Source organism: Endozoicomonas sp. SCSIO W0465 (assembly GCF_023716865.1).
In the GTDB taxonomy this organism is placed as follows: domain Bacteria; phylum Pseudomonadota; class Gammaproteobacteria; order Pseudomonadales; family Endozoicomonadaceae; genus Endozoicomonas.
Genome location: NZ_CP092417.1, coordinates 2492143 through 2510854 on the forward strand (window position 1 = coordinate 2492143; position 18712 = coordinate 2510854).

At 46.5% G+C, this 18712-nt stretch carries 22 protein-coding genes and 2 pseudogenes; 14 read left to right on the forward strand and 10 right to left on the reverse strand.

The genetic code is table 11. The annotated features are described in order from the left end of the window. Nucleotides 1-51 precede the first annotated feature (51 nt). The 5 genes from MJO57_RS10755 to MJO57_RS10775 form a co-directional block, all read right to left on the reverse strand. Entirely contained in the window at nucleotides 52-993 is a 942-nt protein-coding gene (locus tag MJO57_RS10755) for a transposase (RefSeq protein ID WP_252021295.1), read from the reverse strand. Nucleotides 994-1153: 160 nt separating this feature from the next. Then, a complete protein-coding gene (locus MJO57_RS10760) occupies nucleotides 1154-2491 on the reverse strand; it encodes a transposase (protein WP_252017304.1) in 1338 nt (445 codons plus the stop codon). A 55-nt stretch (nucleotides 2492-2546) separates the two neighbouring features. Continuing rightward, the gene (locus tag MJO57_RS10765) at nucleotides 2547-2948 is read right to left on the reverse strand and encodes a transposase (protein ID WP_252025242.1); all 402 of its coding nucleotides are present in this window, start codon (nucleotides 2946-2948) and stop codon (nucleotides 2547-2549) included. 136 nt (nucleotides 2949-3084) lie between these two features. Continuing rightward, entirely contained in the window at nucleotides 3085-3390 is a 306-nt protein-coding gene (locus MJO57_RS10770) for a hypothetical protein (protein WP_252025244.1), read from the reverse strand. 134 nt (nucleotides 3391-3524) lie between these two features. Next, nucleotides 3525-4034, reverse strand: coding sequence for a transposase (locus tag MJO57_RS10775; RefSeq protein ID WP_252025246.1), 510 nt, complete (start codon nucleotides 4032-4034; stop codon nucleotides 3525-3527). An 82-nt stretch (nucleotides 4035-4116) separates the two neighbouring features. Here MJO57_RS10775 and MJO57_RS10780 point away from each other — a divergent pair, with 82 nt between their 5' ends. The 5 genes and pseudogenes from MJO57_RS10780 (at nucleotide 4117) to MJO57_RS10795 (ending at nucleotide 8623) form a co-directional block, all read left to right on the forward strand. Then, nucleotides 4117-4605: a transposase gene (locus MJO57_RS10780; RefSeq protein ID WP_252018121.1), complete on the forward strand. Its 489-nt coding sequence runs from the start codon at nucleotides 4117-4119 to the stop codon at nucleotides 4603-4605. Between the two features lie 101 nt (nucleotides 4606-4706). Further along, a pseudogene (locus MJO57_RS33235) lies at nucleotides 4707-4997 on the forward strand (transposase); the annotation flags it as partial. Nucleotides 4998-5177: 180 nt separating this feature from the next. Continuing rightward, the gene (locus MJO57_RS10785; protein ID WP_252017442.1) at nucleotides 5178-6044 is read left to right on the forward strand and encodes a transposase; all 867 of its coding nucleotides are present in this window, start codon (nucleotides 5178-5180) and stop codon (nucleotides 6042-6044) included. Between the two features lie 578 nt (nucleotides 6045-6622). After that, nucleotides 6623-7885 (forward strand): group II intron reverse transcriptase/maturase, encoded by a 1263-nt coding sequence (gene ltrA, locus MJO57_RS10790; RefSeq protein WP_252017357.1) that lies wholly within the window; start codon nucleotides 6623-6625, stop codon nucleotides 7883-7885. A gap of 27 nt (nucleotides 7886-7912) precedes the next feature. Then, nucleotides 7913-8623 (forward strand): transposase, encoded by a 711-nt coding sequence (locus tag MJO57_RS10795; RefSeq protein ID WP_252019805.1) that lies wholly within the window; start codon nucleotides 7913-7915, stop codon nucleotides 8621-8623. Nucleotides 8624-8922: 299 nt separating this feature from the next. Here MJO57_RS10795 and MJO57_RS10800 read toward each other — a convergent pair whose 3' ends face one another. Continuing rightward, nucleotides 8923-9141: a hypothetical protein gene (locus MJO57_RS10800; RefSeq protein ID WP_252025248.1), complete on the reverse strand. Its 219-nt coding sequence runs from the start codon at nucleotides 9139-9141 to the stop codon at nucleotides 8923-8925. Here MJO57_RS10800 and MJO57_RS10805 point away from each other — a divergent pair. Together MJO57_RS10805 and MJO57_RS10810 are read left to right on the forward strand one after the other, a co-directional pair. After that, on the forward strand, nucleotides 9133-9990 hold the full coding sequence (locus tag MJO57_RS10805; protein WP_252025250.1) for a P-loop NTPase: 858 nt from the start codon (nucleotides 9133-9135) through the stop codon (nucleotides 9988-9990). The genes MJO57_RS10800 and MJO57_RS10805 overlap by 9 nt on opposite strands. Nucleotides 9991-10109: 119 nt before the next feature. Continuing rightward, complete coding sequence (locus tag MJO57_RS10810) at nucleotides 10110-10790, forward strand: RNA polymerase sigma factor FliA (protein WP_252027006.1); 681 nt, start codon at nucleotides 10110-10112, stop codon at nucleotides 10788-10790. A 338-nt stretch (nucleotides 10791-11128) separates the two neighbouring features. Here the strand turns inward: MJO57_RS10810 and MJO57_RS10815 are convergent. After that, a pseudogene (locus MJO57_RS10815) lies at nucleotides 11129-11425 on the reverse strand (transposase); the annotation flags it as partial. Nucleotides 11426-11528: 103 nt separating this feature from the next. Here MJO57_RS10815 and MJO57_RS10820 point away from each other — a divergent pair. From MJO57_RS10820 to MJO57_RS10830, 3 genes are all read left to right on the forward strand, one after another. Then, nucleotides 11529-12182 (forward strand): DUF6444 domain-containing protein, encoded by a 654-nt coding sequence (locus MJO57_RS10820; protein WP_252025252.1) that lies wholly within the window; start codon nucleotides 11529-11531, stop codon nucleotides 12180-12182. Nucleotides 12183-12252: 70 nt separating this feature from the next. After that, entirely contained in the window at nucleotides 12253-12687 is a 435-nt protein-coding gene (locus tag MJO57_RS10825; RefSeq protein ID WP_256493339.1) for a transposase, read from the forward strand. Further along, entirely contained in the window at nucleotides 12669-13040 is a 372-nt protein-coding gene (locus MJO57_RS10830) for a transposase (RefSeq protein ID WP_252019477.1), read from the forward strand. Before MJO57_RS10825 ends, MJO57_RS10830 begins: the two co-directional genes overlap by 19 nt. Here MJO57_RS10830 and MJO57_RS10835 read toward each other — a convergent pair. From MJO57_RS10835 to MJO57_RS10845, 3 genes are all read right to left on the reverse strand, one after another. Continuing rightward, complete coding sequence (locus MJO57_RS10835) at nucleotides 13027-13185, reverse strand: hypothetical protein (RefSeq protein WP_252025256.1); 159 nt, start codon at nucleotides 13183-13185, stop codon at nucleotides 13027-13029. The genes MJO57_RS10830 and MJO57_RS10835 overlap by 14 nt on opposite strands. A gap of 182 nt (nucleotides 13186-13367) precedes the next feature. Continuing rightward, on the reverse strand, nucleotides 13368-14729 hold the full coding sequence (locus tag MJO57_RS10840) for an ISNCY family transposase (protein ID WP_252017318.1): 1362 nt from the start codon (nucleotides 14727-14729) through the stop codon (nucleotides 13368-13370). Nucleotides 14730-14780: 51 nt separating this feature from the next. After that, the gene (locus MJO57_RS10845) at nucleotides 14781-15404 is read right to left on the reverse strand and encodes a transposase (protein ID WP_371924814.1); all 624 of its coding nucleotides are present in this window, start codon (nucleotides 15402-15404) and stop codon (nucleotides 14781-14783) included. A 253-nt stretch (nucleotides 15405-15657) separates the two neighbouring features. On the opposite strand from MJO57_RS10845, the gene MJO57_RS10850 reads away from it, so the two are divergent. The 4 genes from MJO57_RS10850 (at nucleotide 15658) to MJO57_RS10865 (ending at nucleotide 18709) form a co-directional block, all read left to right on the forward strand. Further along, complete coding sequence (locus MJO57_RS10850) at nucleotides 15658-16122, forward strand: rhodanese-like domain-containing protein (protein WP_252025258.1); 465 nt, start codon at nucleotides 15658-15660, stop codon at nucleotides 16120-16122. Between the two features lie 332 nt (nucleotides 16123-16454). Next, a complete protein-coding gene (gene ccmA, locus MJO57_RS10855) occupies nucleotides 16455-17129 on the forward strand; it encodes a cytochrome c biogenesis heme-transporting ATPase CcmA (protein ID WP_252027007.1) in 675 nt (224 codons plus the stop codon). Beyond that, nucleotides 17116-17814 (forward strand): heme exporter protein CcmB, encoded by a 699-nt coding sequence (ccmB, locus tag MJO57_RS10860; protein ID WP_252025260.1) that lies wholly within the window; start codon nucleotides 17116-17118, stop codon nucleotides 17812-17814. Before ccmA ends, ccmB begins: the two co-directional genes overlap by 14 nt. Nucleotides 17815-17974: 160 nt before the next feature. After that, on the forward strand, nucleotides 17975-18709 hold the full coding sequence (locus MJO57_RS10865) for a heme ABC transporter permease (protein WP_252025262.1): 735 nt from the start codon (nucleotides 17975-17977) through the stop codon (nucleotides 18707-18709). The last annotated feature ends 3 nt before the right edge of the window (nucleotides 18710-18712 follow it).

Here is an 18712-nt window from a genome sequence, read left to right on the forward strand (position 1 = left end):
CATCCTCCCACCATGCTGGAAAGGTACTTTCATGTAGCGTGGAGGTGGCTATCAGGATGGTGCCGGGTGTCTGGCCAGAATCACCAGGTTGTAACAGACCACCGATAACCAGCAATGAGAATCAAAACGCTCAGAACCCTTGCAGTGGCAACGTGATAGCCCAAAACATCTCTTTAGCCACGAAATTCCCGCTTCAATACCTGCCCGGAAGCGAAAGAGCGTTTTATACACATACTGACTTTTAGTCATCTCTTCGACTTCAAGTCCGCGCTTCTTATTAAAAGCTACATCGCTGATTCCCATGGCCTTGGCTTTTTCCAAATTAGCGCGACACGCGTATCCGCCGTCACCGCTTGTCTGGCGAGGTACACGACCATAAATTTCTTTTTGTCTTTCCATCATCGGAATGAATTGGTCCGAATCCGCTGGGTTACCTTCCTCAATAACCAGGTCCAGGATCAATCGACTTTTTCCCTGAACCAGGTTCAGTTTATGGCCATACTGTACTTGCCGCCTGTCTTTTACGATGATATCCGTATGGGGTTCATACAGGCTAACCACTTTTTCCTGGGCTGGCACCTTTTCACCCTTAAAGACCCTGCGCTCTGTCTGGGAGACTATTGCATCCACCAGGGGTAACAGGTGATCCACATCTGCCTGCCACTTGTCGGCATCATCAGCCAGGAGACACTGCCCCTGCTGACGGGCGTTTGCTAGCGTGACAGTAGCTTCGATAAGTACCTTCCGGGATTTTCGGGTCAACTGCAGCAGTTTTTTATAATGCTGATGCCGCTCTTCTTTGCCAGCGTAGATGCATTTTCTGGCCGCATCTTTTACGGCTCGGTTGTGATGGGTATATTCATAAAGCGGTGTCGCTGTCAGTGTTTGTCCCCGTTCCAGCAGCCGACAAATTTCTTTAACGGAACTGGCTAAAAGATCACTGTCGCAAGGAGGTTTGATATCCGATTCGGTGACTGTGCTGTCAATAGCCACAGTGCGCCCTTTTTCAATACCCTGATCTTTAGCGGTCCTCGACTTTAGAGTCTGTATAAAACGATAATTCGGTCAGCTTTTTATAGTGAAGCAAGCCGAAATCAGTGAACTGTTTTTCCAAGTTCGTTATTACTTCCGTTTTTTGCCTAAAAGCCTTTAGTTATGCTGCTTCTGAATTATCCGGTATTAACTGGTCGATCAGATCGCGAAAATTGAACTCATATTTTTGCTTATATCTGTTCCAGCCCTTGCGAATAGAGAACCTCGGAATAATTCCTGAAAGAGCAATTTTCATCATGCCTGCAGTGGTTGTATCCGGGCTTCTCCAGGGTATCCGAGAAATATTCAGACATGCCTGATTTTTACAAACGGTTAATAACTGCAATAATGCATAGCCTGCCATTTTCAAATGCATCCATCGAAGCAGTGTTCGCAATTTCTGCTGCCATAAATGGCAACAGCCAAAAGCATGTTTGAGTTGGTGAAACATTGGCTCTACCGGCCATCTCCGGGAATAGGCACGAAGCACCTCCAGTCCCTCAAGTTCCGGATTGGTCGAGATGAATATTCTGCTTTCGGTCAGACCTTTGTCATTTTCAAAGCGACTCCAGACGACGCGTACTTCACGACCTTTAAGGAATCTGGCGCGACAGATCAGGGTACGATAACGTATTTTGCGAAATTTGCCGTACATCCATACTGTTGCTTTTTCTTCCGGCAGTTTCTTAACCTGTTCTGTCGTCATCTTGATGCCGTACTTTTTTGGGCGCCCTCGCTTCTTTACGGTGGGTGCTGGCGGCAAAGCATAGAGGGCCCGATTTGAAGGTATCTGACCAACAACTTCTATGTTCATTTCCAGAGCTGGCTTTATCAGTGTCCAGTTCATATACCAGCAATCGGTTAGCAGGCGTAGCACTCGATCCTTCACTTCATTGCGTACCACCCTGAGCATGGCCACGGCAATTTTCAGTTTGCTGGTGTTACCTGAAGCTGGTGTCGGAAATGAGATCACCGGTATGGCGGTAAATACTTCATCTGCAGCCCGCTCAAATATGATGGCCAGGGAAACCCAACACTGCCCCCAGATGTACGTCGGCCGATTGCGTTTCTTGCTGTGTTGATGATGTGTACGACAAGCAGGGGCTTTGTCGGAAAACCGTTCGATTACCCAGTCATCAAGCCCCAGGACCACAGGTTGATTCTCAGGAGCTTTGGAGCAGACCAGACGGATCAAGTGGCGTGCCAAGTTCTTCCATTGCCACTTGCCCTGAGATAGCCAGTGGTGGTAGCTGCTCCACACACAATGAAAATCAATTGTTAACAACGCCTGTGTAACAAAGCCGTCGGCTGAAAGCATGCAACCGAACAGCAGTTCGCAGAACGTTGGTACTGCAGTTGATGATAGCGCTCCAGCAAGAAAGGTTGTATATGAAGCGAGCTCCCTGAGGATTACTTGATGATCTGAAGTGAGCATGGCAACCATCTCGAATTTCGTCATTGGGGATGGTTGCTTTTAGCAGATTATGCGCCGGAACTATTGTGCTCTTAAAACTCTAAAGTCGAGTAGCGGTCATTAGCTGACAGTTATTAATCCGTTCCCATGTAGATGCAGTAAGAAGGCTGATGAGCCCATGCAAACTGGAGCGACTGGGGCGCTGGTTTGGTTCGAGGCGACAAAAGTCTCGAAAGAGCATGGAGTCCATCAAAACAAACGACAAGTAGTCATAATCACAATTCAAATACTGTTTCAGGAGTGCCGCACGAAGAACGGATTCTGCTGATAGTCCGTTCCGCCCAGTGTTCTGTTTATCACCAGAACTTAAGTCCTCATAAATCCAGTCATTGAACTGTGGATGGGCGTCAAGCCATTGCGAGATACCGGAAAGCTGGGAGCAGATTTCATGAGGTACGTAATGGAGTTCCATACTACACTGCGGGTTGCGTTTTTTGCGCATTTGGAGTCCTCTGTTTTTGGCAATCCCTTATGTTTCTTGCTCTTGGGAAGTTTAGTCGCCAGATAGCAGTAGGGCTCCACTTAATTTTTCAGGATAAAATCTACAGTTTTCAATTGGTTGTGTTTTTGGACGAGAACTAGGTAATATCCCAGGACCAGACCTGGTTGGGTCCGGTAGCACACCAGGACGTTGGCTTATACCTGTTTGGCTTGGCAGCACTGCCCCGATGATGCTGTTGCCCTGTTTCCTCCAACACCCGGTAAAATGTCCTTTCAGACCCCATATAGAGACCTTCATCTAACAATGTGGGCACAATCTGGCTGGGCGGAAGGCTTTTGAACCGCTCGCTGTTACAGACGTCAACAATCGCCTGTCGCTCAGCTTCAGAAAACTTGTTAACCGGTTCTGGCCTGTCAGCATTTTTGCGATTATCTGCGCGCACGTCATCACCCTGCATCCAGCGTTGTACAGTTCTTTCTGTAAGACCAAGGGCTTTGCAGGCTTTTGACTGACGAGCCCCATCTTTAACTGCCTGTTTAATCAGGCTAACAGCATTTTGTCGATCCGGGAGAGAGACTAATCGTCCTCTGGCGCCCCCCAGATCTCTTGGGCCTTTTTTGTGAGTACCAGCAAGGCAGCAGTTTCTGCTAACGCCTTGTCCTTGCGATTGAGTTCACGCTCAAGCTTTTTGATGGTTTTCTTATCTTTTTTGTGTTCGTCAGACAGCGCCTTACGCTGTTTTGACTGACTTTCAGGCTGGACAGAAACACTGTTAATAAAGGCAGCCTTCCACTGCTGAATTTGTTCAGCAAACAGACCTTTTTTACGACAGTATTCAGCCATTTCTGCTTCATTTAACGCAGCCGTTTCAATGATTACGGCTAACTTGTTTTCAGTTGTCCATTGATCTGGATTCTTTCCGTCGCCCGGCACAGGCACTCCTTTAGATACTGCTTTCTTTCGCCAAGTGTACAGGGTCACATCAGAGATACCAGTCTCACGTACCAACTGCGAAACTGGCACATTATTGGGTGGCATCATCTTCTGAATGATGGACTCTTTGAACTCTTCTGAATAGCGGGCCATTGATTACTCATAGACCGCCCCCTGTTGAGATTTCTAATTTCAGGAGAGGCGACAACTATGCTGACACAGGGGGGCATTGACCATGAATATAGGCCGAATCTCAGATCTCATCAGTAATGACACCTGCTTTGAGATGATCCGTGAGAACCGCTGGCCAGATGGCACTGTTCTCTGTCCGCACTGTGATTCTGAGAATGTCAAAAAGAATGGACACGACAATGTGCAGGTAGAGTGCCAGCACTATTACTGTAAGTCCTGTAAGCGCTACTTCGATGACCTGACAAATACGGTTTTCGCAGGACACCACCGACCACTCAAAGTCTGGATTGCCTGTCTCTATTTAATGGGGCTGAACGTCTCCAACAGCCAGATAGCTCAGGAACTTGATCTGTGTGTCAGTGATGCACACCATATGACCACAGTCTTACGAAATGGTGTTGTTGACCGAAAGCCAGAAGTGATTCTTGATGGCGAAGTTGAATTCGACGAGGTCTACATTGTAGCTGGTCACAAGGGACACCCTGAAGCATTAAAAAAATCTGGATCGTCCACCGAGAAAAAGAAGGCTTAAAGGCGCTCCGGGCCGTGGGACTCTTGAAAAAGACAAACCGCCGGTATTGGGAATGATTCAAAGGGGAGGTCAGGTCATTATCAACATGCTGTCGAACGTATACCGATGAATACAACATCTATGATGACCTTGAAAGCTGGGGCTTCAGACATAAAACGGTCTGTCACGGCAAAGGTGAGTATGCTCGTGATGATGACAAAGACGGTATTTACGAGGTGCATGTTAATACTATGGAGGGGTTTTGGTCACTTCTACGCTCGTGGCTAAGGCCTCACAGGGGAATATCCCAAGAGGCTTTACCCCTTTACCTTGGCTTTTTTGAGTTTTTGCATAATATTGGCCGAAGAGGCAAAAGTCTTCTTCAGCCCTTAGTCAACTTGCTGGTTACATAGCAGTCTGGAATTGGAAAAGAGCCTCAATTTTTATTGATTTGTTGTTGTGTGATCCTGTCTTTGTGCCTTGATGGCATCTATAAAATTAACCGTAACTGTTCAGCACCCCCACATAAATCTGGAATTTTCTGATTTTTATACCATCCTCTTAAGCACCATTTTTCCACAATATTCGCCAGCATGATTCCAGAACTACCCGCAACTATGTCGGCTGAGATTCTCTTGAAAGAGAATGCAGAGCTGCGGATGAGAGTTGCCTGTCTGGAAGAGCGATGTCGAGAATTGGAAGAAAAGGTTGGCAAGAACAGTCAAAACAGCAGCAAGCCGCCATCGTCTGATGGTTATCAAAAACCTTGTAAAAACAGTAATTCTCCAGATCATTCTGACGACCTTTCCGCAGATAAAGGTACCGATCCATCGGATGAAAAACCCAATCCTAAAAGTCTGAGACAGTCTTCTGGTAATAAAGCCGGTGGAAAGAAAGGGCATCAGGGCACTTGTCTTAAACAGGTCGATATCCCTGACTATATTGAGTACCTTCCGGTTAAAGAATGCAATAAATGTCAGGCGTCTCTTCTTGATAGTGAGCCGGTCAAATATATTGAACGACAGGTGTTTGAACCAGGGAGACCGGGTGAATTTGAAGTAACGGCCCATAGAGCTGAAGTAAAAATCTGCACTTGTGGTTGTCGGAATCAGGCTGAATTCCCGGAAGGTGTTACCGCTGCCGCACAATATGGCTCAGCCACACAGGCTATGGCCGTCTATCTTAACCAATACCATTTCCTGCCTTTTAAGCGCGTGTCAGAGTATTTTAATACTCTCTATAAAATGAGTGTAAGTGCAGGCACTGTCGCCAATTTTGTGGCCAGAACCTATGAAAATCTGGCTTCTACTGAAGAGGTTATTCGTGACGCCTTGCGGGAATCGTCTGTTGCCGGAGCCGATGAAACGGGTATGCGGGCCGAGGGCTCTTTGCACTGGCTACACGTTATGCGGGATGAACAATGGACGCTCTACTACTTGGTACGCCCGGCATGGGCATGAACTGATGGGGTGAAAGTCCCCTGTGGGAGAACCTACATCTGACTGGCGGTAAAGACGCCTGCTGATGACAACCACTAGCTTAAGGCAAGTGCAGTCCCGCGAGGGGCTGTGCGGAGGCAGTCTGAGTGCAAAGGTGCGAGCCGACGTACAGAAATCGCATATAAGGCTGAGTCTCTGGGCGAGTGAGCCAAGGATCACAAAGCCCTATGGTTCGTGAGACACGGTAAATGCGGCGGTTGTGCACTGAAAGTTCATGTCCTTATCCGGGGAGATCTGTTCAACATGCGATTGGTAATTCCCAGTTCTCAGCCACTGGTTACAACAGGCTCGGCGAACAGGTCTCATCATCCTGTTCGAGCAAACCCGATGGCAACCAATAGCGCCAGCAGAGGTAACTCCGCGTGGTGATTGGACAGAAGTCAGCAGAGGCCATAGTAGCTGTACGACAGAAGCCATTAACGGATGGGAAGTCGTTAGCGAAGGGCCGAACATCGACGACAAAGAGGAGACTGATTCCCTCAAGGCGATGCAGCCGTCCGGCGACTCACCGTACTTGGCGACAGAATCTTTAACCAGCTTTGAACCATGATCTACTAAATTGCGTACTTGAACCGGCTAATCTGGCAAGTGCATGGAAACAGGTCAAAAGCAACAAGGGTGCTCCGGGTATTGATGGAGTCACTATTGAAGCTTATCCAGACTTTGCCAAACAGCATTGGCCTTCAGTGCGTCAAGCCTTATTGGACGGAACCTACCAGCCATCACCCGTGCGCCGACATGTTATAGAAAAGCCGGACGGCGGTGAGCGTTTGCTGGGAATCCCTACCGTGATGGATAGGGTCATACAGCAGGCCATTGTGCAGGTGCTGACCCCTGTCTTTGATCCGGGTTTCTCTCCAAACAGCTTCGGCTACCGACCGGGACGGTCAGCACACGACGGAGTCCGTCAGGTTAAGCAGTTGATCAACCGGGGGCTTCATTACGCTGTTGACGTTGATCTGAGTAAATTCTTTGATACGGTTAATCACGACGTTTTGATGTCGAGGGTCTCCCGTAAGGTCCGCGACAAACGCCTTCTGAAACTGATTGGTAGCTACCTGCGCTCCGGTGTCATGATTGAGGGCAATGTCTACCCGACCAGGGTTGGCATGCCACAGGGTGGGCCTTTATCACCCTTGCTGTCTAATGTGGTCCTCGACGAACTCGACAAGGAGCTTGAATATCGGGGTCATTGCTTTGCAAGATACTGTGATGATTTTGTGATTCTCGTCAAAAGTCAGCGTGCAGGGGATCGGGTGATGCACAGCATTACCCAATTCATTGAACGCAAATTGAAACTGAAGATTAACTCCCGGAAAAGTAAAGTTGTGAAAGCAACAGAAAGCGAATTCCTGAGTTTCACCTTCACAGGGAAGAAAGTTCGCTGGGCCCAGAAGTGTCTGGACCGATTCAAATACCGGATACTCAAGTTGACCAGTCGTCGCTGGGGTGTCTCAATGCAACATCGGTTACGCAAATTGGCACAATATATCCGGGGTTGGATGGGGTATTTCCGGTTATCGGAATATCACCGACCAATTCCCCTGCTGGATCAATGGATACGTCGGCGAATCCGTTGCTGCTTTCTGAAGCAATGGCGCAAGCCGAAAACCCGTTTTAAGAATCTGGTCAGGTTAGGCGTTGATAAAATTAACGCCGCCAAGATCGCAGCCAGCAGCAAAGGGTATTACCGTCTGAGTAAAACCTATGCGGTACAACAGGCACTGAATAACAGTTACCTCGCGAAAATTGGGCTTGTTTCATTGAAAGACTTATGGATCAGGTTTCACCATCATCGTTGAACCGCCCGGTGCGGACCCGCATGCCGGGTGCTGTGGGGAGGGCTGGAGAAAGACCGGCCCTTACCCGATTCTGAAAAGCGAGGTCGTGAGGCCATGGACACGATGGGCATACTGCTAACATTTGCAGGCGTTCTGGTTCATGATCATTGGAAATCCTATTTTGCATATGCGGCAACTCACGTACTTTGCAATGCCCATCACCTGAGGGAGCTTTTGGGTGTTGTTGATAGGGACAGCAATCAACTGGCGTTGCGATTGATGAAGCTACTGAGGCTTTCCTGGCATTACTGCAAGGGCTTTAAGACCATAGGTATGCTACAGATGCCAAGTGTTGTCTGTGAACGAATCGAGAAGATTTATGACCGGTTGCTTCAGCGGGCTCTAATGAAAGAAGTCGTCTATATGGAGAAGCAACGAGAGGAGCTTAAGCGCAAGAAAGTCAAGAATACTAAAGCTTACAATCTCTTCAAACGACTCACTGAGTTCAAGGCTGAGACACTGCGCTTCATGTCAGATTTTACCATTCCCTTCGATAACAATGGCAGTGAGCGGGATGTTCGAATGGCCAAGTTAAAGCAGAAAATCTCAGGCTGCTTCAGGAGTGCAGACGGTGGTTCTATGTTTGCACGGATTCGCAGCTATTTGTCGTCTGCCAGAAAACAGGGAATGGACATATATCAATCACTTCATAGAGCTGTTCGGAATTACTGTAATATGCCTTTGCTCAGTGCTGAATAGTTACAATTAACCAATAAAACTGACGAATAGAATAATATATCAATATTGTCGCTTGGCTTCCGTTCTATATTCGTCTGTTTATATGGTTTGTCTTTGAACAGTTGCAGGCTGAGTTTCTGAATTTTTGTCCAATAAATACACTATCAGTATGACAATATAATCTTGGTCTTAATCATTTACCTTCCTTGTTTTTCATTAAATGACGCCATTTTTGTGTCACTATAAAGTGACACTGTCAAATAACTATCTCTTTGGATGGTTCAAAAAAGTGTTCAAGATATTTTTAAATCGACCGAAAATTATTCTATGTCAAAAAAATAGCAGGCTTTGAGTGATTTATTTTTAAAAAAATCGCGTAAAAACATAAGGTTATATTTTTTTATTTTTCCTTTTTGAGATTTGCCAGTTGTTTTTATTTTTAAGTAAAAGTTGGTACGTTCATTGATACATATATTTTGTCGTTTTTCTGTACAAAATTCTTGAGCAATTGAAAAATTAAAGTGAGAACGATGGCGCAAGCAAAAAAAAGAGTAATTGCGGTTTCAGGATGTAAAGGAGGTGTAGGTAAAACCGTGGTTTCAGTAAACCTGGCTCTGGCTCTTACAAAGCTCGGGCAGCGTGTCGTTTTAATGGACGGTAATCTTTCTGTACCAGATGTTGAGTTCACCCTTGGCATGAATAAAAATGGTTTTAAGGGTCATTTGTCGTCAAGTAAAAATTTTTCTTCTATCGGGGATGATACGGTTGTTAATGAGATAATTAATCCTCAGCAAGAGGGGCTGCTGGATGGCCCCTTGGGTGTAAAGGTATTTACGCCAGCAGCTCAAGAAGAATGGAAAGATAATATTCAAATTGTTCAGGCAGTAGAGCTGATACAGGGTATGGATGATCTTGCATCGGATCTGGATACTTTGATTATTGATACAGCCCCGGGGTTAGCTCCGGATAATGTAACTCTTATTCAGGCAGCTACAGAAGTATTAGTTGTCATCAGCCAGGAAGATTTATCTGTAGTGGATGCTGTTCGGCAGATAGAACTTTTGTATCGGGTTTTCAATGTCCATCAGTTTTATATAGTTGTTAATCTGGTCAGTGGCAGAAGAGGCGGAGCTAAGCAGTTTGAGAAGCTGCAGCAGTATCTTAAAGACGACAAACAGATAGTTTTACGTTATCTGGGTGCCATTCCATATGATAAGACTGTCAGTGAATCAGTATTAAAGCAGTCGGCAGTATTGTCTGTAAGTGATGACAGTCGAGCGGCGAGAGCGTTTCACAGGATTGGACATAAGTTATCAAAATTACCGGTGCCTGAGCCAAAAGGTCGTATAGAATTCTTTTTGCCCGGCAGGATCAAGGAGAGGATCTAGTCATGACAGAGACAGCACAGGACGTGCAGACGAAGACAGTACAAACGAAGACAGTACAAACGAAGACGGCGCAAACGAAGACGTCGCAAACGAAGACGGCGCAGAAAAAGACATTGAGCATGGAAGAAATGGTGGTGAAACATCGCTCATTGGTAAAAAGAATTGCTAACCATCTTGCAGCAAGAATGCCCGCCAGTGTTCAAATTGATGATCTGGTTCAATCAGGGATGATTGGATTGCTTGAAGCTGCCTCAAAATATGATGCATCAAAGGGTGCCAGTTTCGAAACGTTTGCCGGTATTCGAATTCGTGGCGCAATGCTGGATGAAATTCGCAAAGGAGACTGGGGGCCCAGATCGGTCTATAGAAACAGTCGCCGTATTACTGAAGCGGTTCAGGTTGTGGAAGCAAAATTGGGAAGAGATGCCCGGGATGTTGAGGTGGCAAAAGAACTTGATGTGAAAATAGATGAATATTACACCATTCTCAGTGACTTGAGAGGGTGTCGTCTTTTCAGTTATGAAGAGCTTTTTGACAGTGAAGAATCAAGAATGCAGGCTCGGTCTGGCGACAGAGGACCATCTGCAGATATTCAGGAGGAAAAATTTAAAACAGCGCTGATCGAAGCCATCGACAAGTTGCCTGAAAGAGAAAAACTGGTTCTGATGCTTTATTACGATGAAGAGATGAATTTGAAAGAGATTGGTAAAGTGTTAGGAGTTAGTGAATCAAGAGTAAGCCAGATTCACTCTCAGGCTGCATTGCGTTTAAGATCACGGTTGCAAAGTTGGCTGAGTTAACGTCTCAGCCATTTCATTTAAACGGGCATTGATGAATTATTGTCAAGCATCGAGGAGCTGCTCTTTTTTTTACCTGATTACCACTGATCGTACGTCATGACACAGGGAAAGATAATTTAAGAATATACGTGCAGCTTTTCATTCTTTATGTCTATAACCCGGTAAAGAAATAATAGAACCTCTCCAGTATTACCGGTGGAGCAGGCATCATGACGGCTTGTTCTCCAGATTATCAACTAAATTCGGTTTCATAACCGCTCCGAACAAGCAAAGACCCACATCATCATTCGAAATAATGATATTAATACGTCAACTGACTTTCAATTATCGGTTGATGGCTAACCCGGTTTCCACTGGACGTCTGGCAGTTTGAGAAGTCGATCCGGCATCGGTGCTGTATTGACTGCAGCCCGACCTAGCCTTGAGATCATTGAAGGCATATCAAAACGCCGGTTAAACCGATAGTTGAACTCTGATAGATAACGGCCCAGATGCTTGGGGTCGAGCTTATGGTAAGTACCGGTAATCGCTGTTTTCACGTTTCCCAGCATGGTATTTACCCAGGTGAACAACTCATTCTCCATGGATGCATGCCCACCACCGGTAATGATGGCTGTGTGCTGGCATCCGGCATCTTCAATACCCCGGAGTAACTGTTCAGCACCCCCACATAAATCTGGAATTTTCTGATTTTTATACCATCCTCTTAAGCACCATTTTTCCACAATATTCGCCAGCATGATTCCAGAACTACCCGCAACTATGTCGGCTGAGATTCTCTTGAAAGAGAATGCAGAGCTGCGGATGAGAGTTGCCTGTCTGGAAGAGCGATGTCGAGAATTGGAAGAAAAGGTTGGCAAGAACAGTCAAAACAGCAGCAAGCCGCCATCGTCTGATGGTTATCAAAAACCTTGTAAAAACAGTAATTCTCCAGATCATTCTGACGACCTTTCCGCAGATAAAGATACCGATCCATCGGATGAAAAACCCAATCCTAAAAGTCTGAGACAGTCTTCTGGTAATAAAGCCGGTGGAAAGAAAGGGCATCAGGGCACTTGTCTTAAACAGGTCGATATCCCTGACTATATTGAGTACCTTCCGGTTAAAGAATGCAATAAATGTCAGGCGTCTCTTCTTGATAGTGAGCCGGTCAAATATATTGAACGACAGGTGTTTGAACCAGGGAGACCGGGTGAATTTGAAGTAACGGCCCATAGAGCTGAAGTAAAAATCTGCACTTGTGGTTGTCGGAATCAGGCTGAATTCCCGGAAGGGTTACCGCTGCCGCACAATATGGCTCAGCCACACAGGCTATGGCCGTCTATCTTAACCAATACCATTTCCTGCCTTTTAAGCGCGTGTCAGAGTATTTTAATACTCTCTATAAAATGAGTGTAAGTGCAGGCACTGTCGCCAATTTTGTGGCCAGAACCTATGAAAAATTGGCTTCTATGAAGAGGTTATTCGTGACGCCTTGCGGGAATCGTCTGTTGCCGGAGCCGATGAAACGAGTATGCGGGCCGAGGGCTCTTTGCACTGGCTACACGTTATGCGGGATGAACAATGGACGCTCTACTACTTGTCTGAAAAGCGAGGTCGTGAGGCCATGGACACGATGGGCATACTGCTAACATTTGCAGGCGTTCTGGTTCATGATCATTGGAAATCCTATTTTGCATATGCGGCAACTCACGTACTTTGCAATGCCCATCACCTGAGGGAGCTTTTGGGTGTTGTTGATAGGGACAGCAATCAACTGGCGTTGCGATTGATGAAGCTACTGAGGCTTTCCTGGCATTACTGCAAGGGCTTTAAGACCATAGGTATGCTACAGATGCCAAGTGTTGTCTGTGAACGAATCGAGAAGATTATGACCGGTTGCTTCAGCGGGCTCTAATGAAAGAAGTCGTCTATATGGAGAAGCAACGAGAGGAGCTTAAGCGCAAGAAAGTCAAGAATACTAAAGCTTACAATCTCTTCAAACGACTCACTGAGTTCAAGGCTGAGACACTGCGCTTCATGTCAGATTTTACCATTCCCTTCGATAACAATGGCAGTGAGCGGGATGTTCGAATGGCCAAGTTAAAGCAGAAAATCTCAGGCTGCTTCAGGAGTGCAGACGGTGGTTCTATGTTTGCACGGATTCGCAGCTATTTGTCGTCTGCCAGAAAACAGGGAATGGACATATATCAATCACTTCATAGAGCTGTTCGGAATTACTGTAATATGCCTTTGCTCAGTGCTGAATAGTTACACCCCGGAAACAGGACAAGCCATCGCTGACGGCCCGGACACCCTTTTTCAGGGCATGTTCTGCCCACTCCTGAATGGTTTTTCGCCGGAAGTTATCAACGGCATTGAACTTCATGTAGATAGTTCTCGTCCAAAAACGCATCAGGCAATCATAATTAGATTGTACGTGCGTTTTGATATTTCCTGAAATTCCAGAGAGCCGCAAAAACTCTTCCCTTTTTTTCTCTAATCTGGGACGGATATTGGAGAAAAACGCGAAAAGCAGGCAGAAAACATCCTCCCACCATGCTGGAAAGGTACTTTCATGTAGCGTGGAGGTGGCTATCAGGATGGTGCCGGGTGTCTGGCCAGAATCACCAGGTTGTAACAGACCACCGATAACCAGCAATGAGAATCAAAACGCTCAGAACCCTTGCAGTGGCAACGTGATAGCCCAAAACATCTCTTTAGCCACGAAATTCCCGCTTCAATACCTGCCCGGAAGCGAAAGAGCGTTTTATACACATACTGACTTTTAGTCATCTCTTCGACTTCAAGTCCGCGCTTCTTATTAAAAGCTACATCGCTGATTCCCATGGCCTTGGCTTTTTCCAAATTAGCGCGACACGCGTATCCGCCGTCACCGCTTGTCTGGCGAGGTACACGACCATAAATTTCTTTTTGTCTTTCCATCATCGGAATGAATTGGTCCGAATCCGCTGGGTTACCTTCCTCAATAACCAGGTCCAGGATCAATCGACTTTTTCCCTGAACCAGGTTCAGTTTATGGCCATACTGTACTTGCCGCCTGTCTTTTACGATGATATCCGTATGGGGTTCATACAGGCTAACCACTTTTTCCTGGGCTGGCACCTTTTCACCCTTAAAGACCCTGCGCTCTGTCTGGGAGACTATTGCATCCACCAGGGGTAACAGGTGATCCACATCGGCCTGCCACTTGTCGGCATCATCAGCCAGGAGACACTGCCCCTGCTGACGGGCGTTTGCTAGCGTGACAGTAGCTTCGATAAGTACCTTCCGGGATTTTCGGGTCAACTGCAGCAGTTTTTTATAATGCTGATGCCGCTCTTCTTTGCCAGCGTAGATGCATTTTCTGGCCGCATCTTTTACGGCTCGGTTGTGATGGGTATATTCATAAAGCGGTGTCGCTGTCAGTGTTTGTCCCCGTTCCAGCAGCCGACAAATTTCTTTAACGGAACTGGCTAAAAGATCACTGTCGCAAGGAGGTTTGATATCCGATTCGGTGACTGTGCTGTCAATAGCCACAGTGCGCCCTTTTTCAATACCCTGATCTTTAGCGGTCATTAGCTGACAGTTATTAATCCGTTCCCATGTAGATGCAGTAAGAAGGCTGATGAGCCCATGCAAACTGGAGCGACTGGGGCGCTGGTTTGGTTCGAGGCGACAAAAGTCTCGAAAGAGCATGGAGTCCATCAAAACAAACGACAAGTAGTCATAATCACAATTCAAATACTGTTTCAGGAGTGCCGCACGAAGAACGGATTCTGCTGATAGTCCGTTCCGCCCAGTGTTCTGTTTATCACCAGAACTTAAGTCCTCATAAATCCAGTCATTGAACTGTGGATGGGCGTCAAGCCATTGCGAGATACCGGAAAGCTGGGAGCAGATTTCATGAGGTACGTAATGGAGTTCCATACTACACTGCGGGTTGCGTTTTTTGCGCATTTGGAGTCCTCTGTTTTTGGCAATCCCTTATGTTTCTTGCTCTTGGGAAGTTTAGTCGCCAGATAGCAGTAGGGCTCCACTTAATTTTTCAGGATAAAATCTACAGTTTTCAATTGGTTGTGTTTTTGGACGAGAACTAGATAGGGTGGTTATCAGCATCTGTCTGAACTGCGGCCACGAAGGGGGCTTTGTTCTCTGAGCCTCTGCCCCGGCGGCCTCCGTGGCGCTCTCCGCCCCAATAGGCGTCATCAATCTGAACAAAACACTCAACTGCCAGCTGTTATCTCTTTCCATCATGACCTGCATGAGTTTGTGTTTCATGCGCAATGCGGCATTGTAGGAAATGCCAAGTTGTCGATGAAGCGTCAGGCAAGAAATCCCCGCTTTATTCTGGGTGACGAGATAGATACCCAGAAACCAGGTAGCTAGAGGCAGCTTTGTTGAGTCAAAGATAGTGTTACTGGTAAGCGAGGTTTGGCAACGGCAGCAATTGCACTGGAATTCAGCTTTCCGGTGAAGCTTGCAGAAACTGCGGGAGCCACACTTCGGGCATTGGAAGCCATCTGGCCAGCGCCAAGAGGACAGCGCGTTCTCACACTGCTCTTCACTGCCGTAATTAGCCAGAAATTGCATAATGCCAAGGCCTTTTTGGAACTGAATGGTGTTTTTACACATCAGTTTTACCTCCAAAACACATGACTATCGACGTTTATTATAGCAGCTGGCTCACGACGTAGGGTCGGTGGTAATCAGGTTTTTTTAAAACTTTGACAAAGTTCAGTTGTGTTGATCAGTTTCAGAAATATATGCTGGTTATATGCTTTATTACTTTGAACATTTTATTTTTAGTTTCTTATTGTTCCAAGTAGGTAGGTCTTAGCTCCATATACTTCTTTTATAAAGTTGTTTAATAACGGACCTGCATTATATGAAATGGACTTCTATCACGGCTGCTATCTTGCTGTCAGCACTTTCATTTATTCTTCCAGCTCAGGAAGAAGCACCAGAGGAAATAAATGGTGTTATCACCATTAATACCCATCAGGCAAAGCGCCTTCATGATATAGGTGCACTTTTTATCGATGTGCGTCCTTATTTGCAATGGCAGTATGGACATGTGGATGGGTCGCATAGCCTTGACCTGAGAAGTGGGTTTCGTCAGTTGCTGGTTCCCGGGGTGCTGAAAAAAGAGACCCCTATCGTGATTTATGGTAACAGTACTTACCATATGAGAGGGGCTATCGGCAGCTATCTGGCGGCATTATGGGGTTATGAACGCGTGTTTTTCTTACGTGATGGCTATTATTCTTGGTTGGCGCTTGATTATCCGGTAACACTAAAGTCTGATTCAGTGGCCGAAGAGTCCTATACAACAGGTGTTTTGGAGCACTAAAAACTATTGCTTCTCCCCTGAAGACTTTCCTGCCGTATTGGTTTTCTAAAAGCCATATACCTTCACTTTCTCTGAGGGAGTGAAGATTGGTATGCCCTGATACTTTAACAAGCATTATTTAATCCGTTCGAAGAACCACATTTATCCCCGCAGTCAGCAAAATTTCCTGATATAATCACCGGTCGATGCTATTTAGGGACATCAGAGAAAACAGGGCTTTTTATTGCTCATGGCTGATTACGGCCGATGACCATGCTGCTTTGTGAATTCGGGTCTCTGCGATACACGCTTTTGGTGATTGTTAGAAGATTCAGGAGTTCACTTTGCTGAATGTGGTTCAGTTAAGCTGTGAGCGGGACGACAGGCTGTTGTTCAGTAACGTTTCTTTTCAGCTTGGTAGTGGAGAAATACTTCAGATTGAGGGGCGAAATGGTGCAGGCAAAACATCGCTGCTGCGTATTATTGCTGGCTTTTCATCCAGCCTGAGCGGAGATGTTTTCTGGAATGGCCAGCTTTTATCGAAAGTTTACGCTGATTTTCGTCATAACTGTTTTTTTCTTGGCCATACGCCAGGGCTGAAACTTGATCTGACGCCCCTTGAAAACCTTATCTGGCGAGCCAAACTGGCCAATACCATGGTCAATCGAGAGGGGTTACTCTCTGCTCTTGAGCGAGTGCAGCTTGCTGATTATGAAGATATTCCCTGTAGTAATCTCTCTGCCGGACAGTTAAGGCGGGTGGCTTTTGCTGGCCTGATTGCCAGTAAGTCACGGCTTTGGATTCTTGACGAGCCATTTACTGCGATTGATATTGAAGGCGTCTCCTGGCTGGAGAGCCTCTTTGATGAGCACCTCCATCAGGCAGGGATGGTGTTAGTTACCAGTCATCAACCATTGAATGATCGGCGGAAGAAACTGCGCAAGTTGAATTTGGAGCACTTTGCAGAACAAGGCGATGCAGACGAAAAGCTTGCTGATGATCCGGGGATGTTGAATGTCGAGCGTTGATAAGCAATCCATGCATGGTTTTTCAGCCTGCCTTGCTCTGATTCGCAGGGATCTGACGCTCACTTTTCGTACTCCGGGTCAGGCCATTAACCCCATGGCGTTCTTTTTGATGGTGGCCACTTTATTTCCCCTTGGTATTACGCCAGGTCGGGCAGTGTTATCTGAACTGGCCGCCGGAGTTATCTGGATTGGAGCTTTATTAGCTGTTTTGCTATCGCTGGACTCATTGTTCAAAAGTGATCAGGATGATGGGGCTTTAGACCAATTGTTAATGTCGCCACATCCGCTTCCCTTGCTGGTATTGGCAAAGGTATTCAGTCACTGGTTGACCAGTGGTTTTTGTTTGACACTCATGGCGCCGCTGCTGGCCATCATGTTACACCTGCCATCAGACGCTTTTTCTGCTCTGATGATTACCCTTTTACTGGGTACACCGGTACTCAGTCTGGCGGGTGCTATCGGTGCAGCTTTAACGGTAAGAGTAAAACGTGGTGGCGTGTTGCTGACACTGCTTTCCCTTCCGCTTTACATACCGGTACTGATTTTTGCCACGGGGGCCGTTAATGCCGCCGTGCAAAATATGCCGTATACAGGGCATATTCTCTGGTTGTCTGTTTTTCTGATACTTGGGGTATGTCTGGCTCCGCTGGCGATTGCCGGGGCATTAAGGGTAATTAATGAGTAATGAATTTTTTCAGGGTTTGGGTAAGGCGAATTGTCATTATTCAGGTAATCTCTTGAAAGATTTCGAGATTTCCAGCAATCTCTGCCTACAAAGAATCCCTGCAAAACCAGATCGCATTGGTGGCGACTTCAGGTTCCCAATTGGAAGGTAGAACAAGATTATGAACTGGACGTTTTTTCATAAGTTGGGTTCTCCCAAATGGTTTTATGATATCAGCGGGAATTGGCTGCCCTGGCTTCAGGTGTCATCCCTGGTGCTGATATTGGTTGCTCTTGTCTGGGGGCTGGCGTTTACTCCTCCGGATTATCTGCAGGGTAATAGTTACCGAATCATCTTTATTCATGTACCTGCCTCGTTTCTTGCTCAGGCCGTTTATATGATGATGGCAACAGCGGCAGCGGTGATCCTGATCTGGAAAATCAAGCTCGCCGATATGGCATTAAAGGTCATGGCACCCATTGGGGCTTCTTTCTGCGTACTTTCTCTGGCCACTGGAGCAATCTGGGGGCAGCCAACCTGGGGAACCTGGTGGGTATGGGATGCACGTTTGACTTCCATGTTAATTCTGCTCTTCCTGTATATCGGCATTATTGCTCTGCGCGGTGCTGTCCATACAACAGAAGCAGCTGCTAAAGCCTGTGCCATTCTTAGCCTGGTCGGCGCTGTGAATATCCCGATCATTAAGTTTTCTGTGGTGTGGTGGAACACCCTCCATCAGGGAGTCACACTGAAGCTGACTGAAAAGCCATCCATGGCCCCTGAAATGCTATGGCCCTTATTGTTAGCCATTCTGGGATTTTACCTGTTTTTTGCGTTGGTCATGGTACTTCGTTTGCGTATAGAAATTCTCAGCCGTGAAAGAAAAACCCGCTGGGTAAAAGAGCTGGTGACATGATGT

What these genes read in the sequence shown, in the direction of transcription:
- MJO57_RS10760 (WP_252017304.1), bottom strand. Translation starts at nt 2,491, where the DNA reads ATGACGAAATTCGAGATGGTTGCCATGCTCACTTCAGATCATCAAGTA.
- MJO57_RS10765 (WP_252025242.1), bottom strand. Translation starts at nt 2,948, where the DNA reads ATGCGCAAAAAACGCAACCCGCAGTGTAGTATGGAACTCCATTACGTA.
- MJO57_RS10775 (WP_252025246.1), bottom strand. Translation starts at nt 4,034, where the DNA reads ATGGCCCGCTATTCAGAAGAGTTCAAAGAGTCCATCATTCAGAAGATG.
- MJO57_RS10780 (WP_252018121.1), top strand. Translation starts at nt 4,117, where the DNA reads ATGAATATAGGCCGAATCTCAGATCTCATCAGTAATGACACCTGCTTT.
- MJO57_RS10785 (WP_252017442.1), top strand. Translation starts at nt 5,178, where the DNA reads ATGATTCCAGAACTACCCGCAACTATGTCGGCTGAGATTCTCTTGAAA.
- MJO57_RS10805 (WP_252025250.1), top strand. Translation starts at nt 9,133, where the DNA reads ATGGCGCAAGCAAAAAAAAGAGTAATTGCGGTTTCAGGATGTAAAGGA.
- MJO57_RS10810 (WP_252027006.1), top strand. Translation starts at nt 10,110, where the DNA reads ATGGAAGAAATGGTGGTGAAACATCGCTCATTGGTAAAAAGAATTGCT.
- MJO57_RS10820 (WP_252025252.1), top strand. Translation starts at nt 11,529, where the DNA reads ATGATTCCAGAACTACCCGCAACTATGTCGGCTGAGATTCTCTTGAAA.
- MJO57_RS10835 (WP_252025256.1), bottom strand. Translation starts at nt 13,185, where the DNA reads ATGCGTTTTTGGACGAGAACTATCTACATGAAGTTCAATGCCGTTGAT.
- MJO57_RS10840 (WP_252017318.1), bottom strand. Translation starts at nt 14,729, where the DNA reads ATGCGCAAAAAACGCAACCCGCAGTGTAGTATGGAACTCCATTACGTA.
- MJO57_RS10845 (WP_371924814.1), bottom strand. Translation starts at nt 15,404, where the DNA reads ATGTGTAAAAACACCATTCAGTTCCAAAAAGGCCTTGGCATTATGCAA.
- MJO57_RS10850 (WP_252025258.1), top strand. Translation starts at nt 15,658, where the DNA reads ATGAAATGGACTTCTATCACGGCTGCTATCTTGCTGTCAGCACTTTCA.
- ccmB (WP_252025260.1), top strand. Translation starts at nt 17,116, where the DNA reads ATGTCGAGCGTTGATAAGCAATCCATGCATGGTTTTTCAGCCTGCCTT.
- MJO57_RS10865 (WP_252025262.1), top strand. Translation starts at nt 17,975, where the DNA reads ATGAACTGGACGTTTTTTCATAAGTTGGGTTCTCCCAAATGGTTTTAT.